The organism is Spirosoma knui, assembly GCF_054780635.1.
Genome location: NZ_BAAGVY010000016.1, coordinates 56,758 through 75,559, shown reverse-complemented (window position 1 = coordinate 75,559; position 18,802 = coordinate 56,758). Strand labels below are relative to the sequence as shown.

Sequence of the window (18,802 nt, the reverse complement as noted above, 5' to 3'; positions counted from 1 at the left end):
TGTAAATCAGCTGCTGGCTCATAGTTAGCAACTCTGTTTGCAAGTTGATGGGCGTTTATAGGTGTGCAAAACCAGATAAACAAAATGCCTTTTCGGGCATGTAATTAGTGTAAAATGATAAGAGTTTTTTTTTGGAATCGCCTTTCGAATCAATGTTGAAAACCCAGCTCGAATTAGCCTATAATCGTTTTCCGGTGAAACAGACCCCACTCTTTTAATGAAGTAATAACACTTGCCAGTGATTGGCTATAATCGGTTAATGTGTACTCAACCCTGGGAGGAAAGGTCTCATATACAGTTCGTAGGATCAGGTTATTGGACTCCAGATCCTTTAATTCTTGGGAAAGCTTTTTGTCTGTAATTGGGGTTAACTCTCTTGAAATCTGTTTAAACCGCTTAGAGCCACCGGCTAAGGTAATTAAAATAGGTAGTTTCCACTGACCATTAAGTACTTCTAGGGCATCACGTACTGGAAGTAATGCATCGGTGCAATCCTGTTGAAGTGTAGTTTCTAGGTGGGAGTTTTTGCTGACTTCCATGGGTAACCTTTACTAGCTGAATCGATAGCGCTTTCTAAAAAGATAGTATTGTAATTGTGGTGATAAAGATAAATAGGTTTGCATCTTCATTGATTTAACTGACTCACTTAGCATGAATGTTACCATTTTCGGTGCGACTGGTGCCACGGGGAAAATTGCCATAAAAAAGGCCTTGGAAAAAGGTTATCGTGTAACCGCTTATGTAAGGAATAGATCTAAAATGGATATTGTACATCAACGATTAAGGGTCATTGAAGGCGATTTAAGTAATGAACGAGCAATTGAGCAGGCCCTTGAAAAAGCCGACGCCGTTTTGAGTTTTCTGGGACCAAAAGGTAAAGTTACAGACAATACCCTGAGTGATGGAGTAGGTCACATAGTTAGGCTTATGGAAAAGCAACAGGTCAAACGATTAGTTGCTTTAGGTACCCGCAATATTGAAGTAAAGGAAGATGGTCCCGATTTCAGATTCTGGCTCATGGTCAATCTATTAAAGTTAGTTGCCAGAGGTACTTATCAGGAAGTCATCAATATGGGCCTCCATATCCAGCAGTCTACACTTGATTGGACGATTGTCCGAATACCCTGGCTCACAAATAAGCCCGCAACTAGAAAACTTAATGTTGGCTATTTCGGAGAAAACCAAAGTCTAACACTTAGCCGAGAAGACATGGCCCATTTTTTCATCGATCAGATAAGTGATCGGCACTATATTCAGAAGGCTCCGGCATTGAGTAACGTTTAATAATCGTACATACCCTGAAATAATTTCACAATATCTGTCCAGGGTATAATACGATTCTAGAAGTCATTAAGTTGACTTGACATTGAATAGGCTTTCCACGGTGGCCAAAATAGCCTCTTCCTTGGATCTGGGTTGCCAACCTAATACAGTTTTAGCTTTGTCATTGGAAAGCGTAATATATGACACATTCGGGTTGGTTAAGTTTGATACCGATTGGGCAATTCCACCTTTTTGTGCTTTAAGCAGTTGGGCAATATCGTAGAAAGTCATTACCCCGTCGGAAGTAGCCAAAAACCGTTCACCTTTTGCTTCTGGATTAAGCATGGCCTTGATATGAATATCGGCTACATCGCGCACATCCACTACGCCGAACGAGAATGGAGGGCTTTCTGTTGATGCTCCTGTTAGTATATTCTTAACTAGCTCAACTGAGGCCGAATAGTCTTTCCCAAGAACTGGTCCAAAAATACCGACCGGGTTGATTACCGTTAATTCTAAGCTCCCACCTTGCTTTTCAATAAATTCCCAAGCAGCAAGTTCAGCAATGGTTTTTGATTTGACATACGCTGAAATTTTATCACTTGCCGGGTCGGTCCAATCCTTCTCCGTAAACACATGGCCTTGTGGATTAATAGTGTATCCGATTGCTGCAAAAGAAGAGGTAAGCACAACCCGTTTTACACCGGCCTCTTTAGCGGCTCTCAACACCCGTAAGGCTCCATCGCGGGCAGGAATGATAAGTTCATTCTCTTCTTTTGGTGCCTGAGCAGGAAATGGTGAGGCAATGTGCAGCACATAGTCGCATCGGGCCACTGCCTCTTCCCAGCCTGCGTCTGCAGTTAACTCGGCTTGGTAGAAAGACAGGTTTGTAAAGTCAATTATGCCTGCTTCATTGAGTGCCTGGATGATGGTGTCTTTCTTAGACAAAGAGCGAAGGGTGGTCTTGACGGTATACCCTTGCTGTAGAAGTTGCAGAATGGTGTGGATGCCCACAAACCCGGTTCCACCGGTTACCAGAACGGTTGCATTCATGAATATAATCTCTATTAAACGGGAAAGTTGATTTGGGTTATTGATTCGGCATAATCCCAGAGTTGTTTGGCTAAAGCTTTGTCTTTCATGGCTGGTGTGGAATGGTTCGAGCGTGCCGGATAGCCCGCGTATTCTTTATCCCCATCGGGTCCGTAAAATTCACCGCCTTTGACGGAGGCATCCGTGGCGGCAAAAAGGGTGGGCAGGGCGCCCTGCCAGGGTTCCATCACGTCGTCAAACTGAGCAAACAAACCCGATAATTCCTCGCTGGGAATATGCCTTTGTAAGTCGGTGCGGGTAACGCCAGGATGGGCCGCGACAGAAAGTATAGTACTTTGGACAACCTTTAATCGCCTGTCTAATTCGTAAGTGAATAGAATATCAGCTAGTTTGCTTACAGCATATTCGCGCCAAGCGTCGTAGGGCTGCTCTAATTTCAGGTTATTAAAGTCGATACCGGATGCACGCGTTGCAGCTCCACTGGAAAGGGTTACCACTCTTGCCTTCGGCGTATTTTTCAACATGGGAAACAGATGCCCGGTCAAGGCAAAATGGCCAAGGAAATTTACACCGAATTGTAATTCAAATCCATCGTCGGTTTTTGATGGTGGCGGTATCATAACCCCAGCATTATTCACGAGGATATCCAGTTTTTGATGGTGACGTTTAAACTCATCGGCGAACCTTTTTATCTGATCAAGATTAGCAAGATTAAGTAAGCCCATTTCCAGATTACCCTTTCCAAACGAGTTCTGCCCAATTTGCTCTATAGCAATTTTGGCTTTATGTGCATCCCGAACCGCAATGGTCACAATAGCTCCTGCCTCAAACAATGCTTTGGCCGTCTGATAGCCGATACCAGTATTAGCACCGGTTACAATAGCTGTTTTGCCTGACAAATCAGGTATGTTTTCTGTTCTCCACATAACTATTGGTTGTATTTTCTCTGCAAAAGTCTATCATAACAGCAGATGGAGCTTTGCTATGAGGTTCAATTTTTGTTTGTTGTGAAGGCCAAGCCTGTAAAAAATTTATGAAGATATCCTATCTGAAGTTGCCTATTGATTACTTCCGGCTCACCCTTTAATTACTCTCGGAAAATGGTGAGCCAGCAGGCAATTCCTGATTTGGTTAAAAGGGAAACTAGGGACAACGTATGTTGTTGCTGGGGCTAGCTAGCTTAAACAATATCCTTCAATTTAAAATATTCGGGAAGGTCTTAAAGAGGTCCAGAATAGAATTAAACCGGGTATAAAAGCAACCAGGAATAGGGAAGAAATACCTAAAAATCGATCCAAAGCGGTCGGAAACATATGCATATGGGCCGCATGATAGACAAAGTGGGGCGTGCTAAAAACCAGATTTGAATAAGCCATTAAGCGTACTGTCTTTATGTCACTGTCGAGGATAGCAAAAACAGATAAAGAAGTTAAGCCACAAAAAAAAGCGCCAACATCTCGAATAAGGTGTTCATTATAAGGCCCGTAAATGTCTATCCAATGAAACCCGAAACCGGGGAAGCTAGTATGAAATTCATGGGGGAAGAATAACGCCCATATGCCGGAAACTCCGTTGATTACCAATAAAAAGTAATTCGAACCTTGTACTTTGTTCATAATTGAGGATATAATAAATGGTTAATCTTTACGATACTTTAGTTTTTGACAAAGCCGCCTAACAGAGATTTTAGACTGCATCATCATTTCGTTCTAGCCAAGTAGCTAGGATTCACTACAAATCTGATTGGCTATATACAATAGATGAATTCGAGCTGAATTCAAGGTATTCATGGAGTGAATAGTAAGCGTCAGATTTTACTGAAAATCACTTGGTTTACGTAATAGTAGCTTTCAGGACGCTTCAAAATCTACCGAATTAGGTTTAAGTAAATTGAAACAGGCATCAAAGCAAGTAGGAGTGGGATTGCGACCGAAAAGGCGACTCCTGAGAAGGCGATTACACCGTTATACTTAACATGACTTAAGCCTAGCGACTGGAACGAACTTCTGAAACCATGTAATAGATGCCAGAACAGTGAAAAACAACCAACCAAATAAATAAGTACTTCGACTGGATTATGGAACTTAGATAACATCATCTCATAGAGCGGGAGCTCTTCTCCATATAAAAACTGATTCGTTCGATTGGGAATCCAGAAATTCCGGGTATGGATCACTAGAAATAAGAGGATAAGCGTACCTAAAAGGGTCATACTTCGACTGTACCAGCTACTATTCGCTGCCTGTTTGTTCACATAATACCGGACTGGCCGGGCATTCTTATTTTGCCTCCAAAGTAACAATCCCTGAATTATATGCAGGATAAAAACGGCGACCAAAACAACTTCAATTGTGCGGATTATCAGGTTCGTTGCCATAAAATGAGCCCAATGCGTAAACAGTTTGCCTCCGTCATTGAAAAAGATCATGGCATTAATCGATGTATGGACAATTAAGAAACTAATTAAAAAGAGCCCTGTGGTGGCCATGAGAATTTTCTTCCCAATAGAGCTTGTCAAAAAAGAGGTGAACCAATTCATATTTAGTGGGTAAAATAGAGGTAATAAATAATTCCAGGTTATCTAACGAATAGGTATATACGTATGTAGTAAAAGGCGACATTATATCGTAGAGGAAATGGGCTTATCCAGAGAAACCTTGTTCTCCCGATTTTCAGACCGAAAGATCATTCGAAGCATCTGATCAGACGTTATATAGGCAACGATCCAATTGTAGAGCGTTTTAACCTTGTTATTGTAGTTAACTAGCGAGATAAGGTGAATAAATAACCAGCTTAACAATCCAAGCAGCCCACCAAAGTGCACTTTGTGTTTTAAGAGGTCTGCGAGGGCAGTCTTTCGACCGATAATGGCCATATCGCCACGATCAAAGTAAATAAACGGGGTCGGGGACTGATTCCGCTGAATGCGAATAAGGTTTCGGGCTAGATGCTTTCCCTGTTGCATAGCAGGCTGGGCTAATTGTGGATGCCCATGTGGGTAAGCATTGTCGCCAAACTGAATACTGATATCTCCGATTGCGTAAATATTTGTATACCCCTCTACCCGATTAAAGGAGTCAGTAATGAGACGATTGGTATTTCTGCTGGTGTTTTGATGCAAACCTGGAAATGAATTGGCCGTAACCCCGGCTGCCCAGATCAGGGTTCGGGCTTTTATACTGCTTCCATCTGAAAGTTGTACGGTATCATTCTCAAAACTAACCACCCTTGTGTTCAGTTTGATATGTACCTGTTCCTGGCGTAGGGCGCGAAACGCATCTTTATGCGATTGATCACTCATGGGGGCGAGCAGGTTAGGCGATCCTTCAATTAGATAAATTTCGGCAGCCGCATTTTTTAAGGTAGGATAGTCCTCGCCCAATATATACCTCTTGAATTCGGCGAGCATACCCGCCAGTTCTACTCCCGTAGGCCCACCTCCTGCCAGGACCATCGTTAATAGCACTTTACGTTTATCATAGTCACTCTCCAGAGAAGCCTGCTCAAATGTTTTGATTAATTCATTACGCATAAACAGGGCATCATCAATTCCTTTTAGACTGAATGCATTAGCCTGAATACTCGCATTCCCAAAGTAATTGGTTTTTGACCCTGCAGCCAGCACCAAAATGTCATAGCTAATCTCAGAGCGGTCGCTGAGAACTAGGCTGTTGCTTGCTGGGTTGATCTGCTCTAACGCTGCCATCCGATAGGCAACATTTTTATGGTGAAACAACTTCCGGAATGGGTAACTGATGCTGGATGGTTCGAGGAAACCAGTAGCAACCTGATATAACAAAGGGGTAAAGTAATTATAGTTGTTTTTATCAACTAGGGTAATTGTATACCCTGGATAACCCACCATTTTTTGAATAAAATTTAGCCCCGCAAAACCACCCCCGATAACGACTATATGTTTCTTCACTGCTTGTCTGGTTTCAGCCTTCATTCTTAAAGACAAATTTGTAGTCTAGCCAATACGCCACTTACTTTTCAATTGCATTCAGTAATTGATTCAGGCATATTTCATTGAGGTCGGAGTATCGCTTATTGATACAAGTGAATTGTTTCTGGTTTTTGAAGGTCTTCAATCCACCGGTCAATGTAAACCAGTAAATCCCGACGTGCCGGACTAGAATTCAATTCCCCTGTACTGCCAAAGACAATGAGTCCAAGTGCGATGCAATGCGCCACATCGAGCTGAAAGAGTAGCCCAATGCAATAACCCGCAATAAAGTTTTGACGGGCATCTGGAGCTAATTCAAGCGATTGTGGTACGCGTTGTCTTGCCAAAACAAAATATTCATTTTTACTCAGGACAATTGCTTCATTTGCTGAATAAACTAGCAATCGTGTAATGGACATTGTTCTGTAAAGGGAGATGTATTTCCGTTTAAGATCCAGAAAGGATTCTTCTAATTTGGTAGTATCGCCATGAAAGCCGTTGAATATTTTCCAGAGATTGAGCGCTTCTGCTTCATCTAAGGCTAAGGTAACCTGTCCATAGGTTGAGAAGCTACTGATGATGTCGATCGCTTCATCTACCTGAAAAGTAAGTTTGTGTTGCGGATCGCCTAAGTAGAAAATAAATTCCAGATCATATTTCTGAATTGGTTTAATGACATCAAAAAGTAACCCAGTCCATAAATCAGATGCGCCTACGAGTCTGGACCAGTCGTCAAACGCAATTATTCGGCAATTTTTGAATAAGGCTTGTAGTTCATTGATGAGTGCCTCATTTCGAAAATAGTGCCAATTATATTGCTCACTGGCAATTTGGGATGTGTCAAAATCAAACTTATCCAGTTTCGATAAATCGTGTGGCTTATTTAACGTAATACTCCGGATACCTAGAAACTGGAGGATGTTTGGCAGAACCTGTTCAGTAATGCCAAACATGTCCATCTGAGAGCTTGCCCTAAATGGGGTTGCTGTATGCAGAGCTCGCAGGCGATCCAGATAGATGTTCCCAGAACCATTTAGGGTTTGAATTTTTGATTGTAACTCGGTCAAAATAGGTCTTACGTTGACCACCTCTAAATCAAATATTTCCATAATTGAAAACTCATTTAAATGGTATTATCTCTGCCATAATCCATTCTGATACGACGAATTTTCCTTGAGTAGGGCGTAATCGAAAGTAGATTAGGGTTTAGTAACACGGATTCACAAATTCATGCCATCCAGTAATGAACCTGGTTGATCATTCATGCGTAGGGAATCATCCAGATATTCATCTCCTTCCGATAAACTGTCCTCCGAGTGAGGTAAACCGCGATGCCCTTCGGAGTTTGAGATTGCACGGTCCCCTAGATTATCAGGGTCTGCTTCTAATTCAAAGAAATTGAAGTTCATAATCGTAGTTTTTTAAAATGAAGATTGAAGTACTCACTAATGCAATTAGCAGACGACCTTGACAAGCAATCTACCTGAGTGAAATGAATGGGAAGATTCGGTCCGGCATTTCCTTTGGCTATAGTATTTCCAAAGCGTGTGCCATAGTTGGTATTCTCCAGATAAGGGCTATTTGGGCTTAAATTGGCCTTTTTTGAGGCATAAAATTGGTTTGGATCTTTGTGTATATCCAAAACTGGGCATATATCCAGAATTCTGGAGGAAAGGATAATGAGAGTTAGCAGAACAGGATGAGTGTACCTTTCGACAATGCCTAGTGTCTTCTGAATTCTAGATCTTCGAGAATCGTTTTATCGAATGATTGTTTGAAATGCCCTAATTTTATCCATCGAGTTCTACTCAACCTCAGTAGAAGACTGATTAACCGTCGTTGGTAAACAGGGGAACCATACGATTCAGTAATTCTTTTACCCTATGGTAGAAGGCGTTGTCTTCTCAGCTAGTCTTTAACTATGCAAAGGTTTATCATTCTGGTTATTCTGAGTTTACTAAGTAGACTTCTTTATGCTCAGCATGCCAAACCATCCGGGGTGTCTGCTAAACGGATTGTTCCCATGACTGATACGCAGCATGTGAATAAACTGCTTAAGACAAGTTGGATTTATATTTTTAAACCTCAGGAACTGAACCATGATTTGGACACCGCGCTTGTTATGCTCCGTCAGGCGCAGGAATTGAGTAAACGCTTGTCCTATCTTCGAGGGTTAGGCATGGTAAATTATGGTTTTTTTCTGGTCTTGCTTGAGAAAGGAGACCATATAAGGGCCAATCAATACGCCCAACGTGCCATATCTATTTTTACGACAGCACACTGTTGGCAGGAACTAGGTGACCTTTACCTGGATATGACTCGCTTCTACACCCTGGAACGGGATGAATTACCCGAACGGGTGGCACTTTATCAAAAAGCGCTTAATAATTATAAGTTGGCTGGTAATATATACAAGCAAGGTGATGTGTATAAAGAATTAGCCGATCACCATCAAATTCAGGAGAACTATGCACGTTCATTAGTTGAACTTCATAATGCATTAACCCTTTATCGGCAAGCGAACCGTTCTAATTTAGAGCGGATTTATGATTTACTGGGTTTTGTGTCTGGAAAATTAGGAGATTATAAGGAAGCCCTAAGCTATGGATACTTAGCCATTAAAACAGCTGAAAATCAGCATGATTCTACACTTCAACTTTGTACGATTCATAATCGGTTAGGCTTAGTATACCATGCCTTGGGTCAATATAAAGAGGCAAATATTCAGTACCAGACAGCCTTACAAATTGCCTTAAAGCATAAACAGAACGCTTATATCCTCAATGTTTCAGGGAACATTGCTCAATTACTCCTCCAACAAGGAAAACCTGGTCAGGCGTTACGTTTTTTTACCAGGATGAGTATGCAATACCCTCCGCTATCCACTGAAAGCAGACTTGCCATTGCCCTCCATTTATTGAATATCTATTCCGATCTGAATCAAGTTGACAAAGCGCAATTTTATTGTGATCAACTAGTAGACTTATTGGCTAAAAAGGGAAATGGAAGTGTAGAATTATCGGCGATTTATGAAGCCGCAATTCGTTTTCTGATCAAAAGTAACCAGTATAAAGCAGCCTTAAGCTATTTAAAAATTAACCAGGAGAGAGGTCAACGAACTGGCTCAACAACAGTTTTGAGTAAAAACCATTTTTTATGGTTTAAGCTAGATTCGCTTATGGCCAATTACCCAGCTGCCATCCGACACTACCAGCAGTATGAATCGCTTCAGGACTCCCTGCTGAATCTGACCAAAAGTCGACATATCGCTCAATTGGAAATTCAATTTGAAACCCAAAAAAAAGATCAGGATCTACGACTTAAACAACGTAATATCCAATTGCTCACTAAACAAAGTCAACTTCAACAAAATCAATTAGAACAGACAACCCTGCTGAAAAATGGGACGATTGCGTTTACAGTTCTTTTGGTTCTCCTTTTGGGTGTAGGGTATAGTCGATACCAAATCAAGCAGCGAAGTAATACCTTGCTGGAGGATAAGCAGATCGAGATCAATCGCAAAAATCAAGAACTGGAACACAACTTAATTGAAAAGGAAAAAATTTTGACCGACAAGGAGCAATTAATCCTGGAAAAAGATCATTTGCTGGATGAACGGGAATGGATGCTGCGTGAAATTCACCATCGGGTGAAAAATAACCTTCAGATTATCACTAGCCTATTGAATTCTCAGGCTAGCTATTTAACAGATAAAGCTGCATTAACGGCCATCCTTGAGAGCCAGAATCGAGTACACGCTATGGCATTAATCCATCAGAAGCTGTATCAATCGGACCGGCTGTCCAGTATTTCAATGGGAAATTACATTCAGGAGATTGTTAATTATTTGTTGGTAACCTACAATCGGGGAACTACCATTCAAAAACGTATTGAGATCGATCCAGTAGAATTAGATGTCACATTGGCTATACCCCTTGGATTGATTTTGAATGAAGCGGTCACAAACTCGCTTAAATATGCTTTCCCTGATAGCAGATCAGGTTCTATAGGTGTAAAGTTTAGTCAATTAAGGAGTAGCCACTATCAACTAATTATCTGGGATGATGGTATCGGGTTTCCTGACGATATTGACCCAACCCAAATCAGGACGCTTGGTATGAGTCTGATACGTGGCTTGAGTGAGCAAATAGAAGGCACTTTGACGATTAAGCAAGCGCAAGGTGTTCAACTCTGTTTAACATTTTCAGAAGGACAATTCGTGTAAGAATTGTCTACCAGCAGCCATTCATTATAAATTGCAAAACCCTGCTATATGATCAAGTAGCAGGGTTTTATATAGAATCAGATTTACGAGAATCTAGTCATCCTGATTTCACTTTGCTCAAGTAATTAGGCACTTATAAAGCTGGATTGAAAATCCTAGGAATCACGATTAAGAAGACACAAGGGCTTAATTTAGTGAATAGCGCTCGACTGCTGAGTCTGCGTCGTTGTTCTCAGCCAGTCTTCGTATAGTATGTGACCGATTCGAGAGTTATCACCTGGAGTTAAGGAGGAATCATTGACGATTGTTCCAAAAAAACCGGCAGACTCGTCAGTAATAACTTGGTGAGAATCACCAATTGCGTTTAAATACCGTCTTACAAATTCATCCATTGGTATTTTCTCCGGTCCCGCTACCTCGATGGCTTCATTCAAAGGTTCGCTTACCACCAAATCCGCCAGTGTTGCTACTACATCGTCGGCAGCTATTGGCTGCATTAGAGTAGGAGGTAGTGGGATTGATTGGCCTTCACTACTCGCATATAAGAATGAGCTAGCGAACTCAAAGAATTGCGTAGCATGTAAAATGGTAAATGGAATTGAGCCAGATTTAACAATATTTTCCTGTGCCACCTTGGCCCGATAATATACATTTTCTAGCATTCTCTCAGTACCCACAATAGTGAGCAAAATGTGATGCCGTACACCAGCAGCCGATTCTGCAGCCTGTAAATTTCTACCTGATGTTTCAAAAAAGTTTAGGGCGACATTTTCCTCAAGTGAAGGATTATTTGATACATCGACGACAACTTGAGCCCCTTCTAGAGCAGCAGCAAGACCTTCACCTGTTACAGTATTAACGCCAGTTTCTGGGGCAGCGGCAATGACCTCAAAGCCAAGTGAATGAAGTTTTGCCGTTAACTTCGAACCGATCATTCCAGTACCGCCTATAATTACAATTTTCATGATTTTGAATTGGGAAGTGATAGCTTAACTTATTTATTTATCCAGTCGTCGAACCGGATTACGCCAGGATAAAAATCACCCTGTGGCACCAAAAGGGATTTCGGGATGTCAAAGAACATATACTTATTCTGGTCGTTGGCTTTAACTGACTTGTCACCTCCATTAACTGAGATGTACCGGGTAACGAACTCGTTCATCGGTGCGCGCTCGGGGCCTGCGATTTCCACCGTGTTGTTTTTGGGAGGTTCCAAGGCGAACTGGGTAACTAATGCAGCCACATCTTCTGCTGCAATCGGCTGGTAATCCACAGTAGAAACATGAATGTGTTCTTCATCGGATTGTACGGCTATAATGGTCGTGACATGCTCATGGAACTGCGTAGCGCGTATGATCGTATAAGGAATGCCTGACGCCTTGATAATATCCTCCTGCTCCTTTTTGGCGCGCAGGTAGCCGATGTATTGTGCCCGATCTGTTCCTACGATCGATAGTAGGAGGTGGTGCTTGACACCGGCCGCTTTTTCCGCTGTAGCCAGATTACTGCCAGCGGTGCGGAAGAAATTGATTGCGGTATTTTCCTCGGGAGAGGCTGAGTTAGAAAGATCAATAACCACTTCAGCGCTTTGCAAAGCGTCCGTGAGCCCTTCACCAGTCATTGCATTGATACCGGTTGAAGGAGATGCTATGATTACCTCATGCCCCAACAGCCGCAGTTTTTCGCTCACATTTGATCCGATCAAACCCGTGCCGCCAATAATTACAATTTTCATAATACGCATTAATTAAACATTATTCAGAATTGACATACTACTGATTGAAGTTGCGGATAGAAGTTCCATTTTCAATCATGACTTTATGTATTGCTCATGCCCTTTGAGGTCAATAATCGAAGGTTTGAGTAGGATTGTACTCAAAGGTTGTACCAATACGATTTGGGTTGACAAAACCCTTGAATAATGCGAATTGCTCAGTTTATGCCAGTTACTTACAATCTGCAAAAATGTACATCTCCAGTTTTATGGATAAACCTAAATTTTCGTAGCAGTGACAGATATATTACGGCTACAGTAATGCTAGGAGTACAAAAATTTTCAGACTATGTAATGCTTTAGTAAGTTCTTAAAGGATAAAGAGTGCATCCAAACTCTAAGAGGAAATAATACAATTCGTCTTTTCAGTGCAGACTTTACAAGATTATATATATCCAGACAGTAGATGATTTTACAATCATCTACTGTCTGGGCGTTAAGAATATTAGCCAAGGTATTTTTTTAGCTCAGCAGCAGCGTGGACAAATAGTGATTTTACTGTTGGCAGTTCGGCAAGGCCATCCAGTAGTCCAAAGTCATGAATTACACCATCGTATCGGATTGTGGTTACCTGTACACCAGCTTCATCCAGCTTGCGACCAAACGCTTCGCCTTCATCCCGTAGCACATCATTCTCGGCAACTTGAATAAGCGTAGGAGGGAGACCTGTTAACTGTTCAACGGTTGCCTGCAACGGTGAAGCATAAATCTGTTGTCTTTCATTCGGATCTGGTATGTACATATCGTACATCCACTTCATGAGGGGAGTCGTTAAGAATCGATCCTGACCATATTGCAAATAGGATTCTGTTTCAAAATTAGCGTCTACAATTGGCCACATCATAATTAACAGCTTAATATGTGGACCACCATTCATTTTAGCCTTTAAGGCAGTTACAGCCGTCATGTTCCCACCAACACTATTGCCTACTACGGCTAGGTTTTTACCATCAACACCAATTTCATGGCCGTATTCAGAAACCCATTTCGTAGCCGCAAAGATTTCATTAATAGCCCGTGGAAAAGGCGCATCAGGCGTACGTGTGTAGTTGATAAATACAGCCGCAAAGCCCGATAGAACAACGAGATCACGAACCATGCGCTTGTGGGTTGGAAAATCACCAAGCACCCAGCCACCGCCGTGGATAAAAATAAACACGGGTAATATTCCGGGTACTCCCGTCGGCCGCATGACGTCTAAATCGATTGTATAGCCATCTACCTCAATGGTTTTCTGAGAGAGGTAAATTCCCGATAAATCGACAGGAACAGAAGATTGGGCATTTTCCAGTACTGCTCTGGCCTGTAAAGGAGGTAATTGTTCAAGTGGTGGGCCTCCACTGCTATTGAGGACATTCAAAAAGGTTTTGACGCCAATGGAAAGATTTGGGTCATCGTTGACAGGAACCGGCTGTACATGATTAAACACTTCGGTTGTGTTCATAACTAACGAAATTAAAAAGTGAAACAATTGGTAAAGCAAGGGGAGTCACGACAAGACTGGTAGCATGCCGTTTATTTTTGAGACAGCGAAACGTTCAAACGCAAAGCCATAGACTTATGCCTAACGGAATTGGCTAGCGGCATTTCAGAATATGTGGTTCAATAATTAGTAAGCTCTATGCCTTTGTAGCAAGGTTCGCCATTAACTTGTTGACTTAACAGAATTGCCTCAATCGTTAAAAGAACATAGTTGAGTAATGTCTAAAAAAATAGGTTATCTGTGACGCGCTACCATATACGTAATTCAAGCTTCAAGTTTATATTCAGAAGCTTATTTGGATTCGACTAGGTCAGTTAGTTGTTAAGAAAGGAGATTTTCTAGCCTGTTCAAGATGAAAATTCACAAATGGAGTCAGTCTAGCGCTCGTAATTTTCCCGTGAAATCGGTGCCCATTTACAAATAGAGCTGGTGCCTGGTTGATACAAAGATTTATTCCCTCTATCCAATCGGATTTAATAATTGTATGAATGTGATCACATAGCAGGTCAGGGATGAACTGATGTTGTACAAGTCCGAGTGTTGAAGCAAGTTTTATCAAAGTCAAGGTATTTATTGTCGGTAGGGATAGCAATGCATTATACATCAGTTGAAACTTATGCTGTCTTTTTGCCGCTTCTAGAGCAAGTGCTGCTAATAGAGATTCTGTTTTTTTTAAATCTGGGAAATACCGATATCGATACTCAATATGCTCAGAGAACGGTGCAATACTAGCGCTGATAATTTGCCGGGCTATTCGGCTTTTGGAGGTGGTAATATCACCAAACTCGGTGATGTTCAGCAATTCACAATTAGTGAAATAATCTAGTTGATGTGTGCTCATATTGACGAAGGTAAGGTAGAAAAACAAGGCGTTATTCAAGCAGTTGTGTAATATGCACATTGGTGGCAATTGCTTCTCGGTAAACAGATTCATTACGTGTATTCCGAAAAGCATGCCAAACTGTCGGAGAGATACTAAAGAGCATAAATCGAATAGAAAAGCTATATTTATTGGCCACTTTCAGCTAAATCACTGAATTTTAGTCCAGACGCCCCATTAAGCTCTCCAATTCATTGGAGGGTATTTTTATATAACTCCAATGAATTGGAGCGATTGATTATGCCTTGCAAATGCTTGGTAATATTGATTCACCCGCCCTTCCTACTCTATATTAAGTTTTCCAGTTTTAACTATCAATGGAGATGATATACTTCTCACTACATTTATAGTTGGCCTTTGGCTTCAAGACTTAGTTGTTCGGCAGTTGACAGGTAATTCGAGCTATTTTAGACTATTGTCTTAAAGACTGGAAGAAATTTGGTAGCTAAGTTGTAAAGAGAACCGATATGGGGCGGCTATCTTTTTTTCTCCGAATGCATGGAGTCGTTTTTTTTGTTGGTTGGTCATCTACACTCTGGGCGACACCTCCATCTCCTAAATACTTAGACAGTCTTCGTATTCAACTTCAAAAAAGCGCGAATGATACCAGTCGGGTTGGAATTCTATTGGCCTTAGGGCATGCATTCGTCATGAAATCTGGTGAATTAGCGGGGGATTTGGATACTGCCTATCAACTAAGCATACGTGCCTATGCACTTAGCAACAAGTTAAGGTATCATCGAGGAAAAGGGTTGAGTTACCTGCTCGCGGCAAAAGCACTTCGAGAGCGTAGCTATAAACAGCAAGCATGGCGATTAACGGAGAAAGCTCAACTGGTACTGAACCGATATGGACATGCAGAAGATCTTGCCGATATCTATATGGTTCAGGCTTTGTTTTATTCGGTATCTGATCGGGATCTAACGGTACAAATTCAACTTTATAAACGAGCGATTCCATTACTGAGTCGATCATCAAATACAGCAAAACTAGCGGAAGCCTTAAAATACCGGGGAGACCTTTACCAATTGCAAAGTCATAATTTGCTAGCACTTCAGGATTTGCACTCATCGCTCAAATTGTATCGGTCTATTGGGTATACCAAGCTACAGGAGTTATATGACTTGCTAGGGTTTGTTTACAGCAAAATGGGCGATTATGAAGCTGGACTGAACTATGGCCTTTTAGCCTTACAAACCGTTGAGGCTGCCAGAGATACCATTAAGCTGGCAAAAGTGTATAGTCGCTTAGGGATTACTTATTTCGAACTCAATCAACCTGAAAAAGCGCTATTCTATTTTCACAAATCGTTGCGTGCTGCTCAAAGGCAATACAGGCCGAACACAATCATTCTTTTAGGGACAACCATCAGCGCTATACTTAATAGCTGTGATGCTAAAGCACTAAAGGTGCTTAGTATCCAGGATGCAATTGATCATTTAGAACGAGTCATCCAAAAATTACCGGAAAGCAAGGAAGACATTGATTGCCAGTTGGCTATTGCAACTTGCTATGTAAATTATTATAGTAAACTAAAGCATGATTATCCACGGGCTAAATTCTATAGTAACCAGCTGGAGACAATGCTCAAGGAAAATCTCGGCAAGGATTACCATTCTTACATTTATTCCGTACTGATTCCGTTTTATGTCCAATTTGGTCAGTACGAAAGAGCCAGACAACACCTCATCCAGAACGAACAGTTAAGCCTGACAGCACATTATGCCAAAAAATTAGCGGTTAATCATTTATGGTGGTTTAAACTGGACTCAGCTCAAGCCATTTACAAATCGGCAATCATCCATTATCAACGTTACAAGGCAATTAACGACTCCCTAATCAGTGAAACGACGAAACAACGAACCGCCTTGTTCGAAGTTCAGTATCAAACCAGGGAAAATAAACAGAAAATTATTCAACTAAATCAGCAGGCAAGACTTAAAGAAATAGCCCTACAAAAAGCCCAAACAACGCGCAATTTTATCATTGCCGGAGCAGTCATGTTGATAATCCTCTTAGGATTAGTCTACAATCGGTTTCAACTTAAACAAACGAGTCATCAACAATTAGTAGATCGGCAGAAAGTGATTGATCACAAAAACTCAACCCTACAAATTTTGCTGACTGAAAAAGAATGGTTACTCAAGGAAATCCACCATCGGGTAAAGAACAATCTTCAGATAGTCATGAGTTTGTTAAACTCACAGGCAAGCTACCTGGCGGATAAGGCTGCCTTATCCGCCATTCAGGTCAGTCAACATCGGGTACAGGCAATGGCGTTGATCCATCAGAATCTATATCAATCTGACAACGTCAATCATATTGATATGCGCCAATACATTCAGGAAATTGTGACCTACCTGCGCGATTTTTACGACTTGCCTCAACCAGTTACCTTCTCCTTAGCCGTACAGGAAACTCACCTGACTATTACCGAGGCCATACCAGTTGGTTTATTGATTAACGAAGCGATTACCAATGCCTTAAAGTACGCCTTTCCCAATGCAAGACCCGGTGAAATAAGGGTCTCGTTTCGTTCTATTGAGTCTAATAAATTTGAATTAACCATTGCTGACAACGGTATTGGGCTCCCACTCAATCCAAATACAGCCCATACACCTTCGTTGGGCATGACACTCATGTATGGATTTAGTCTACAACTAGGAGGGGAGTTGACGATAAAGAATGATAATGGTCTACTTGTTCATTTACTTTTTTCAAAAGAGTTGACTGATGGCTAATCAATTGCATGTCTTGCCTAAGAGTGAGTATGTGCAATTGAGTTTCAACATCCCTAAGCAGTATGTCTTTTAATCAGTTGAATGAGCATCCGGTATCACAGACCATCTTAATCGTTGAGGACGAGTTCGCTGTGGCGAACGATTTACGACTCATTTTGGAACGGGCCGGTTATATAGTCAGTGGAATTGCGCTAAGTGTAGCTAAGGCATTGGAATTAACTAAGTTAAAGCGTCCCGATTTCGTACTCGTTGATATTTATTTGAAAGGTCCAGAAACAGGTATTGACTTGGCTCGTTACCTGTGTACCAATCAGATTCCGTTTGTTTTCCTTTCAGCGAACACAAATACCAGTGTATTAGAAGAGGCTAAAATGACGAAACCGTTTGGGTTTTTAGTCAAGCCATTTCGAGAGAAGGATGTTCTGGTGGCATTGGAAATTGCCTACTATCACCATGCGTTAAGCCTTGAATCACAACGCTGCCAAAGACAGGAGCATCAAATCAATTTGCTCAATACATTTGCTCAGCCAGTTAATTGGAATAATTGGTTGATTAAGCTGCTAGCGTATTTTCAGACTCACATACCATTCGATTTCATTCAAATTACCGTTGACAGGAAGCAGCCTTCTAAAGCTCACAGATTAAATTGTTACCTGAGAATCGCACAAGACGAATTCCAGTGTGCTCCAATCGCTGATTTTACAGGAGAAAACAGCCAGAAATCCCTGTTACGACAAGACGATTGGATTGCCTCAACTAATTCCCCTGATAGCGATGGTGATAATGATGGTTATAGCCATCTATTAATTAAAGACCTTATTATCAACACCTACAAGTACAAATCAAATCTCAATACATCGGTTTATACAGCAAATAATGGTCAGTTTTTGCTCGATTTTTATAGTCAACATGATCAGCTTTACCATGAACACCATTGGACACTATTGGAACAGTTGAAACCTGCACTAACAGTCACAGTAAATCAAATGCTGGCATATGACCAACTTGTGCAACAGACCGCGCAGTTACACGATGAAAATGTGTCTCTACGCCAGCGGGTGAGTAAACTGATTGGCTAGGTATCTCTCAGATATCGATTGGTGATCAATAAAAATTCAATAGTTAGTAGCCTTTTCAGCCTGTTTTCAAAATGACCTATTCCAGAGACTATAACATTGGATTCAACAGTAGCTTCTAGGTACGACCTATTTGGAGAAATCCAGTTTTTTGGAGAATTATTGATTTTATGGAGTGTTTTTTTTGTGAATTTTCAGAGGAATGAAGGGAAAGTAGGGTATAGAATGGGGAGAATTAAAATTTTTTAATTGTGCTCTTCGTAAGGAAGGTATGCGATTTCCATAATTAAGACCTACTATATAATAAAAGGTATAGTTGTTGTCGTACTAACTTATCCTCTTTTCACAGTAACTCAAACTG

At 41.2% G+C, this 18,802-nt stretch carries 16 protein-coding genes; 4 read left to right on the top strand and 12 right to left on the bottom strand.

Annotation, left to right across the window (positions count from 1 at the left end; translation table 11 throughout):
* Positions 1–173: 173 nt before the first annotated feature.
* Complete coding sequence (locus tag ACYVIY_RS25380) at positions 174–539, bottom strand: winged helix-turn-helix transcriptional regulator (RefSeq protein WP_460979334.1); 366 nt, start codon at positions 537–539, stop codon at positions 174–176.
* 112 nt (positions 540–651) lie between these two features.
* Between ACYVIY_RS25380 and ACYVIY_RS25375 the strand changes: the two genes are divergently transcribed.
* Complete coding sequence (locus ACYVIY_RS25375; protein WP_460979333.1) at positions 652–1,284, top strand: NAD(P)-dependent oxidoreductase; 633 nt, start codon at positions 652–654, stop codon at positions 1,282–1,284.
* Positions 1,285–1,350: 66 nt separating this feature from the next.
* On the opposite strand, the gene ACYVIY_RS25370 is transcribed toward ACYVIY_RS25375, so the two are convergent.
* From ACYVIY_RS25370 to ACYVIY_RS25340, 7 genes are all read right to left on the bottom strand, one after another.
* Complete coding sequence (locus tag ACYVIY_RS25370) at positions 1,351–2,316, bottom strand: SDR family oxidoreductase (RefSeq protein WP_460979332.1); 966 nt, start codon at positions 2,314–2,316, stop codon at positions 1,351–1,353.
* 14 nt (positions 2,317–2,330) lie between these two features.
* Positions 2,331–3,242: an oxidoreductase gene (locus ACYVIY_RS25365; RefSeq protein ID WP_460979331.1), complete on the bottom strand. Its 912-nt coding sequence runs from the start codon at positions 3,240–3,242 to the stop codon at positions 2,331–2,333.
* Positions 3,243–3,515: 273 nt separating this feature from the next.
* On the bottom strand, positions 3,516–3,932 hold the full coding sequence (locus ACYVIY_RS25360; protein ID WP_460979330.1) for a hypothetical protein: 417 nt from the start codon (positions 3,930–3,932) through the stop codon (positions 3,516–3,518).
* Between the two features lie 251 nt (positions 3,933–4,183).
* Complete coding sequence (locus ACYVIY_RS25355; protein ID WP_460979329.1) at positions 4,184–4,855, bottom strand: succinate dehydrogenase cytochrome b subunit; 672 nt, start codon at positions 4,853–4,855, stop codon at positions 4,184–4,186.
* An 81-nt stretch (positions 4,856–4,936) separates the two neighbouring features.
* A complete protein-coding gene (locus tag ACYVIY_RS25350; RefSeq protein ID WP_460979328.1) occupies positions 4,937–6,265 on the bottom strand; it encodes an NAD(P)/FAD-dependent oxidoreductase in 1,329 nt (442 codons plus the stop codon).
* Positions 6,266–6,363: 98 nt separating this feature from the next.
* Positions 6,364–7,371 carry a hypothetical protein gene (locus tag ACYVIY_RS25345; RefSeq protein ID WP_460979327.1) on the bottom strand — a complete coding sequence of 336 codons (1,008 nt, stop codon included), beginning with the start codon at positions 7,369–7,371 and terminating at the stop codon, positions 6,364–6,366.
* Positions 7,372–7,482: 111 nt separating this feature from the next.
* On the bottom strand, positions 7,483–7,671 hold the full coding sequence (locus tag ACYVIY_RS25340) for a hypothetical protein (protein ID WP_460979326.1): 189 nt from the start codon (positions 7,669–7,671) through the stop codon (positions 7,483–7,485).
* Positions 7,672–8,285: 614 nt separating this feature from the next.
* Here ACYVIY_RS25340 and ACYVIY_RS25335 point away from each other — a divergent pair.
* On the top strand, positions 8,286–10,487 hold the full coding sequence (locus tag ACYVIY_RS25335; protein WP_460979325.1) for a tetratricopeptide repeat-containing sensor histidine kinase: 2,202 nt from the start codon (positions 8,286–8,288) through the stop codon (positions 10,485–10,487).
* Positions 10,488–10,678: 191 nt separating this feature from the next.
* Here ACYVIY_RS25335 and ACYVIY_RS25330 read toward each other — a convergent pair whose 3' ends face one another.
* From ACYVIY_RS25330 to ACYVIY_RS25315, 4 genes are all read right to left on the bottom strand, one after another.
* Complete coding sequence (locus tag ACYVIY_RS25330) at positions 10,679–11,452, bottom strand: SDR family oxidoreductase (RefSeq protein ID WP_460979324.1); 774 nt, start codon at positions 11,450–11,452, stop codon at positions 10,679–10,681.
* Between the two features lie 29 nt (positions 11,453–11,481).
* On the bottom strand, positions 11,482–12,222 hold the full coding sequence (locus ACYVIY_RS25325; protein WP_460979323.1) for an SDR family oxidoreductase: 741 nt from the start codon (positions 12,220–12,222) through the stop codon (positions 11,482–11,484).
* Between the two features lie 484 nt (positions 12,223–12,706).
* Positions 12,707–13,705 (bottom strand): alpha/beta hydrolase, encoded by a 999-nt coding sequence (locus ACYVIY_RS25320; protein WP_460979322.1) that lies wholly within the window; start codon positions 13,703–13,705, stop codon positions 12,707–12,709.
* A 349-nt stretch (positions 13,706–14,054) separates the two neighbouring features.
* Positions 14,055–14,585, bottom strand: coding sequence for a DsbA family protein (locus ACYVIY_RS25315; protein ID WP_460979321.1), 531 nt, complete (start codon positions 14,583–14,585; stop codon positions 14,055–14,057).
* A gap of 533 nt (positions 14,586–15,118) precedes the next feature.
* Here ACYVIY_RS25315 and ACYVIY_RS25310 point away from each other — a divergent pair.
* A complete protein-coding gene (locus ACYVIY_RS25310; RefSeq protein ID WP_460979320.1) occupies positions 15,119–17,365 on the top strand; it encodes a histidine kinase dimerization/phosphoacceptor domain -containing protein in 2,247 nt (748 codons plus the stop codon).
* Positions 17,366–17,427: 62 nt separating this feature from the next.
* Positions 17,428–18,444: a response regulator gene (locus ACYVIY_RS25305; protein ID WP_460979319.1), complete on the top strand. Its 1,017-nt coding sequence runs from the start codon at positions 17,428–17,430 to the stop codon at positions 18,442–18,444.
* Positions 18,445–18,802: the final 358 nt, after the last annotated feature.

What these genes read in the sequence shown, in the direction of transcription:
- ACYVIY_RS25360 (WP_460979330.1), bottom strand. Translation starts at nt 3,932, where the DNA reads ATGAACAAAGTACAAGGTTCGAATTACTTTTTATTGGTAATCAACGGA.
- ACYVIY_RS25350 (WP_460979328.1), bottom strand. Translation starts at nt 6,265, where the DNA reads ATGAAGGCTGAAACCAGACAAGCAGTGAAGAAACATATAGTCGTTATC.
- ACYVIY_RS25345 (WP_460979327.1), bottom strand. Translation starts at nt 7,371, where the DNA reads ATGGAAATATTTGATTTAGAGGTGGTCAACGTAAGACCTATTTTGACC.
- ACYVIY_RS25340 (WP_460979326.1), bottom strand. Translation starts at nt 7,671, where the DNA reads ATGAACTTCAATTTCTTTGAATTAGAAGCAGACCCTGATAATCTAGGG.
- ACYVIY_RS25380 (WP_460979334.1), bottom strand. Translation starts at nt 539, where the DNA reads ATGGAAGTCAGCAAAAACTCCCACCTAGAAACTACACTTCAACAGGAT.
- ACYVIY_RS25320 (WP_460979322.1), bottom strand. Translation starts at nt 13,705, where the DNA reads ATGAACACAACCGAAGTGTTTAATCATGTACAGCCGGTTCCTGTCAAC.
- ACYVIY_RS25370 (WP_460979332.1), bottom strand. Translation starts at nt 2,316, where the DNA reads ATGAATGCAACCGTTCTGGTAACCGGTGGAACCGGGTTTGTGGGCATC.
- ACYVIY_RS25365 (WP_460979331.1), bottom strand. Translation starts at nt 3,242, where the DNA reads ATGTGGAGAACAGAAAACATACCTGATTTGTCAGGCAAAACAGCTATT.
- ACYVIY_RS25315 (WP_460979321.1), bottom strand. Translation starts at nt 14,585, where the DNA reads ATGAGCACACATCAACTAGATTATTTCACTAATTGTGAATTGCTGAAC.
- ACYVIY_RS25310 (WP_460979320.1), top strand. Translation starts at nt 15,119, where the DNA reads ATGCATGGAGTCGTTTTTTTTGTTGGTTGGTCATCTACACTCTGGGCG.
- ACYVIY_RS25335 (WP_460979325.1), top strand. Translation starts at nt 8,286, where the DNA reads ATGACTGATACGCAGCATGTGAATAAACTGCTTAAGACAAGTTGGATT.
- ACYVIY_RS25305 (WP_460979319.1), top strand. Translation starts at nt 17,428, where the DNA reads ATGTCTTTTAATCAGTTGAATGAGCATCCGGTATCACAGACCATCTTA.
- ACYVIY_RS25355 (WP_460979329.1), bottom strand. Translation starts at nt 4,855, where the DNA reads ATGAATTGGTTCACCTCTTTTTTGACAAGCTCTATTGGGAAGAAAATT.
- ACYVIY_RS25330 (WP_460979324.1), bottom strand. Translation starts at nt 11,452, where the DNA reads ATGAAAATTGTAATTATAGGCGGTACTGGAATGATCGGTTCGAAGTTA.
- ACYVIY_RS25375 (WP_460979333.1), top strand. Translation starts at nt 652, where the DNA reads ATGAATGTTACCATTTTCGGTGCGACTGGTGCCACGGGGAAAATTGCC.
- ACYVIY_RS25325 (WP_460979323.1), bottom strand. Translation starts at nt 12,222, where the DNA reads ATGAAAATTGTAATTATTGGCGGCACGGGTTTGATCGGATCAAATGTG.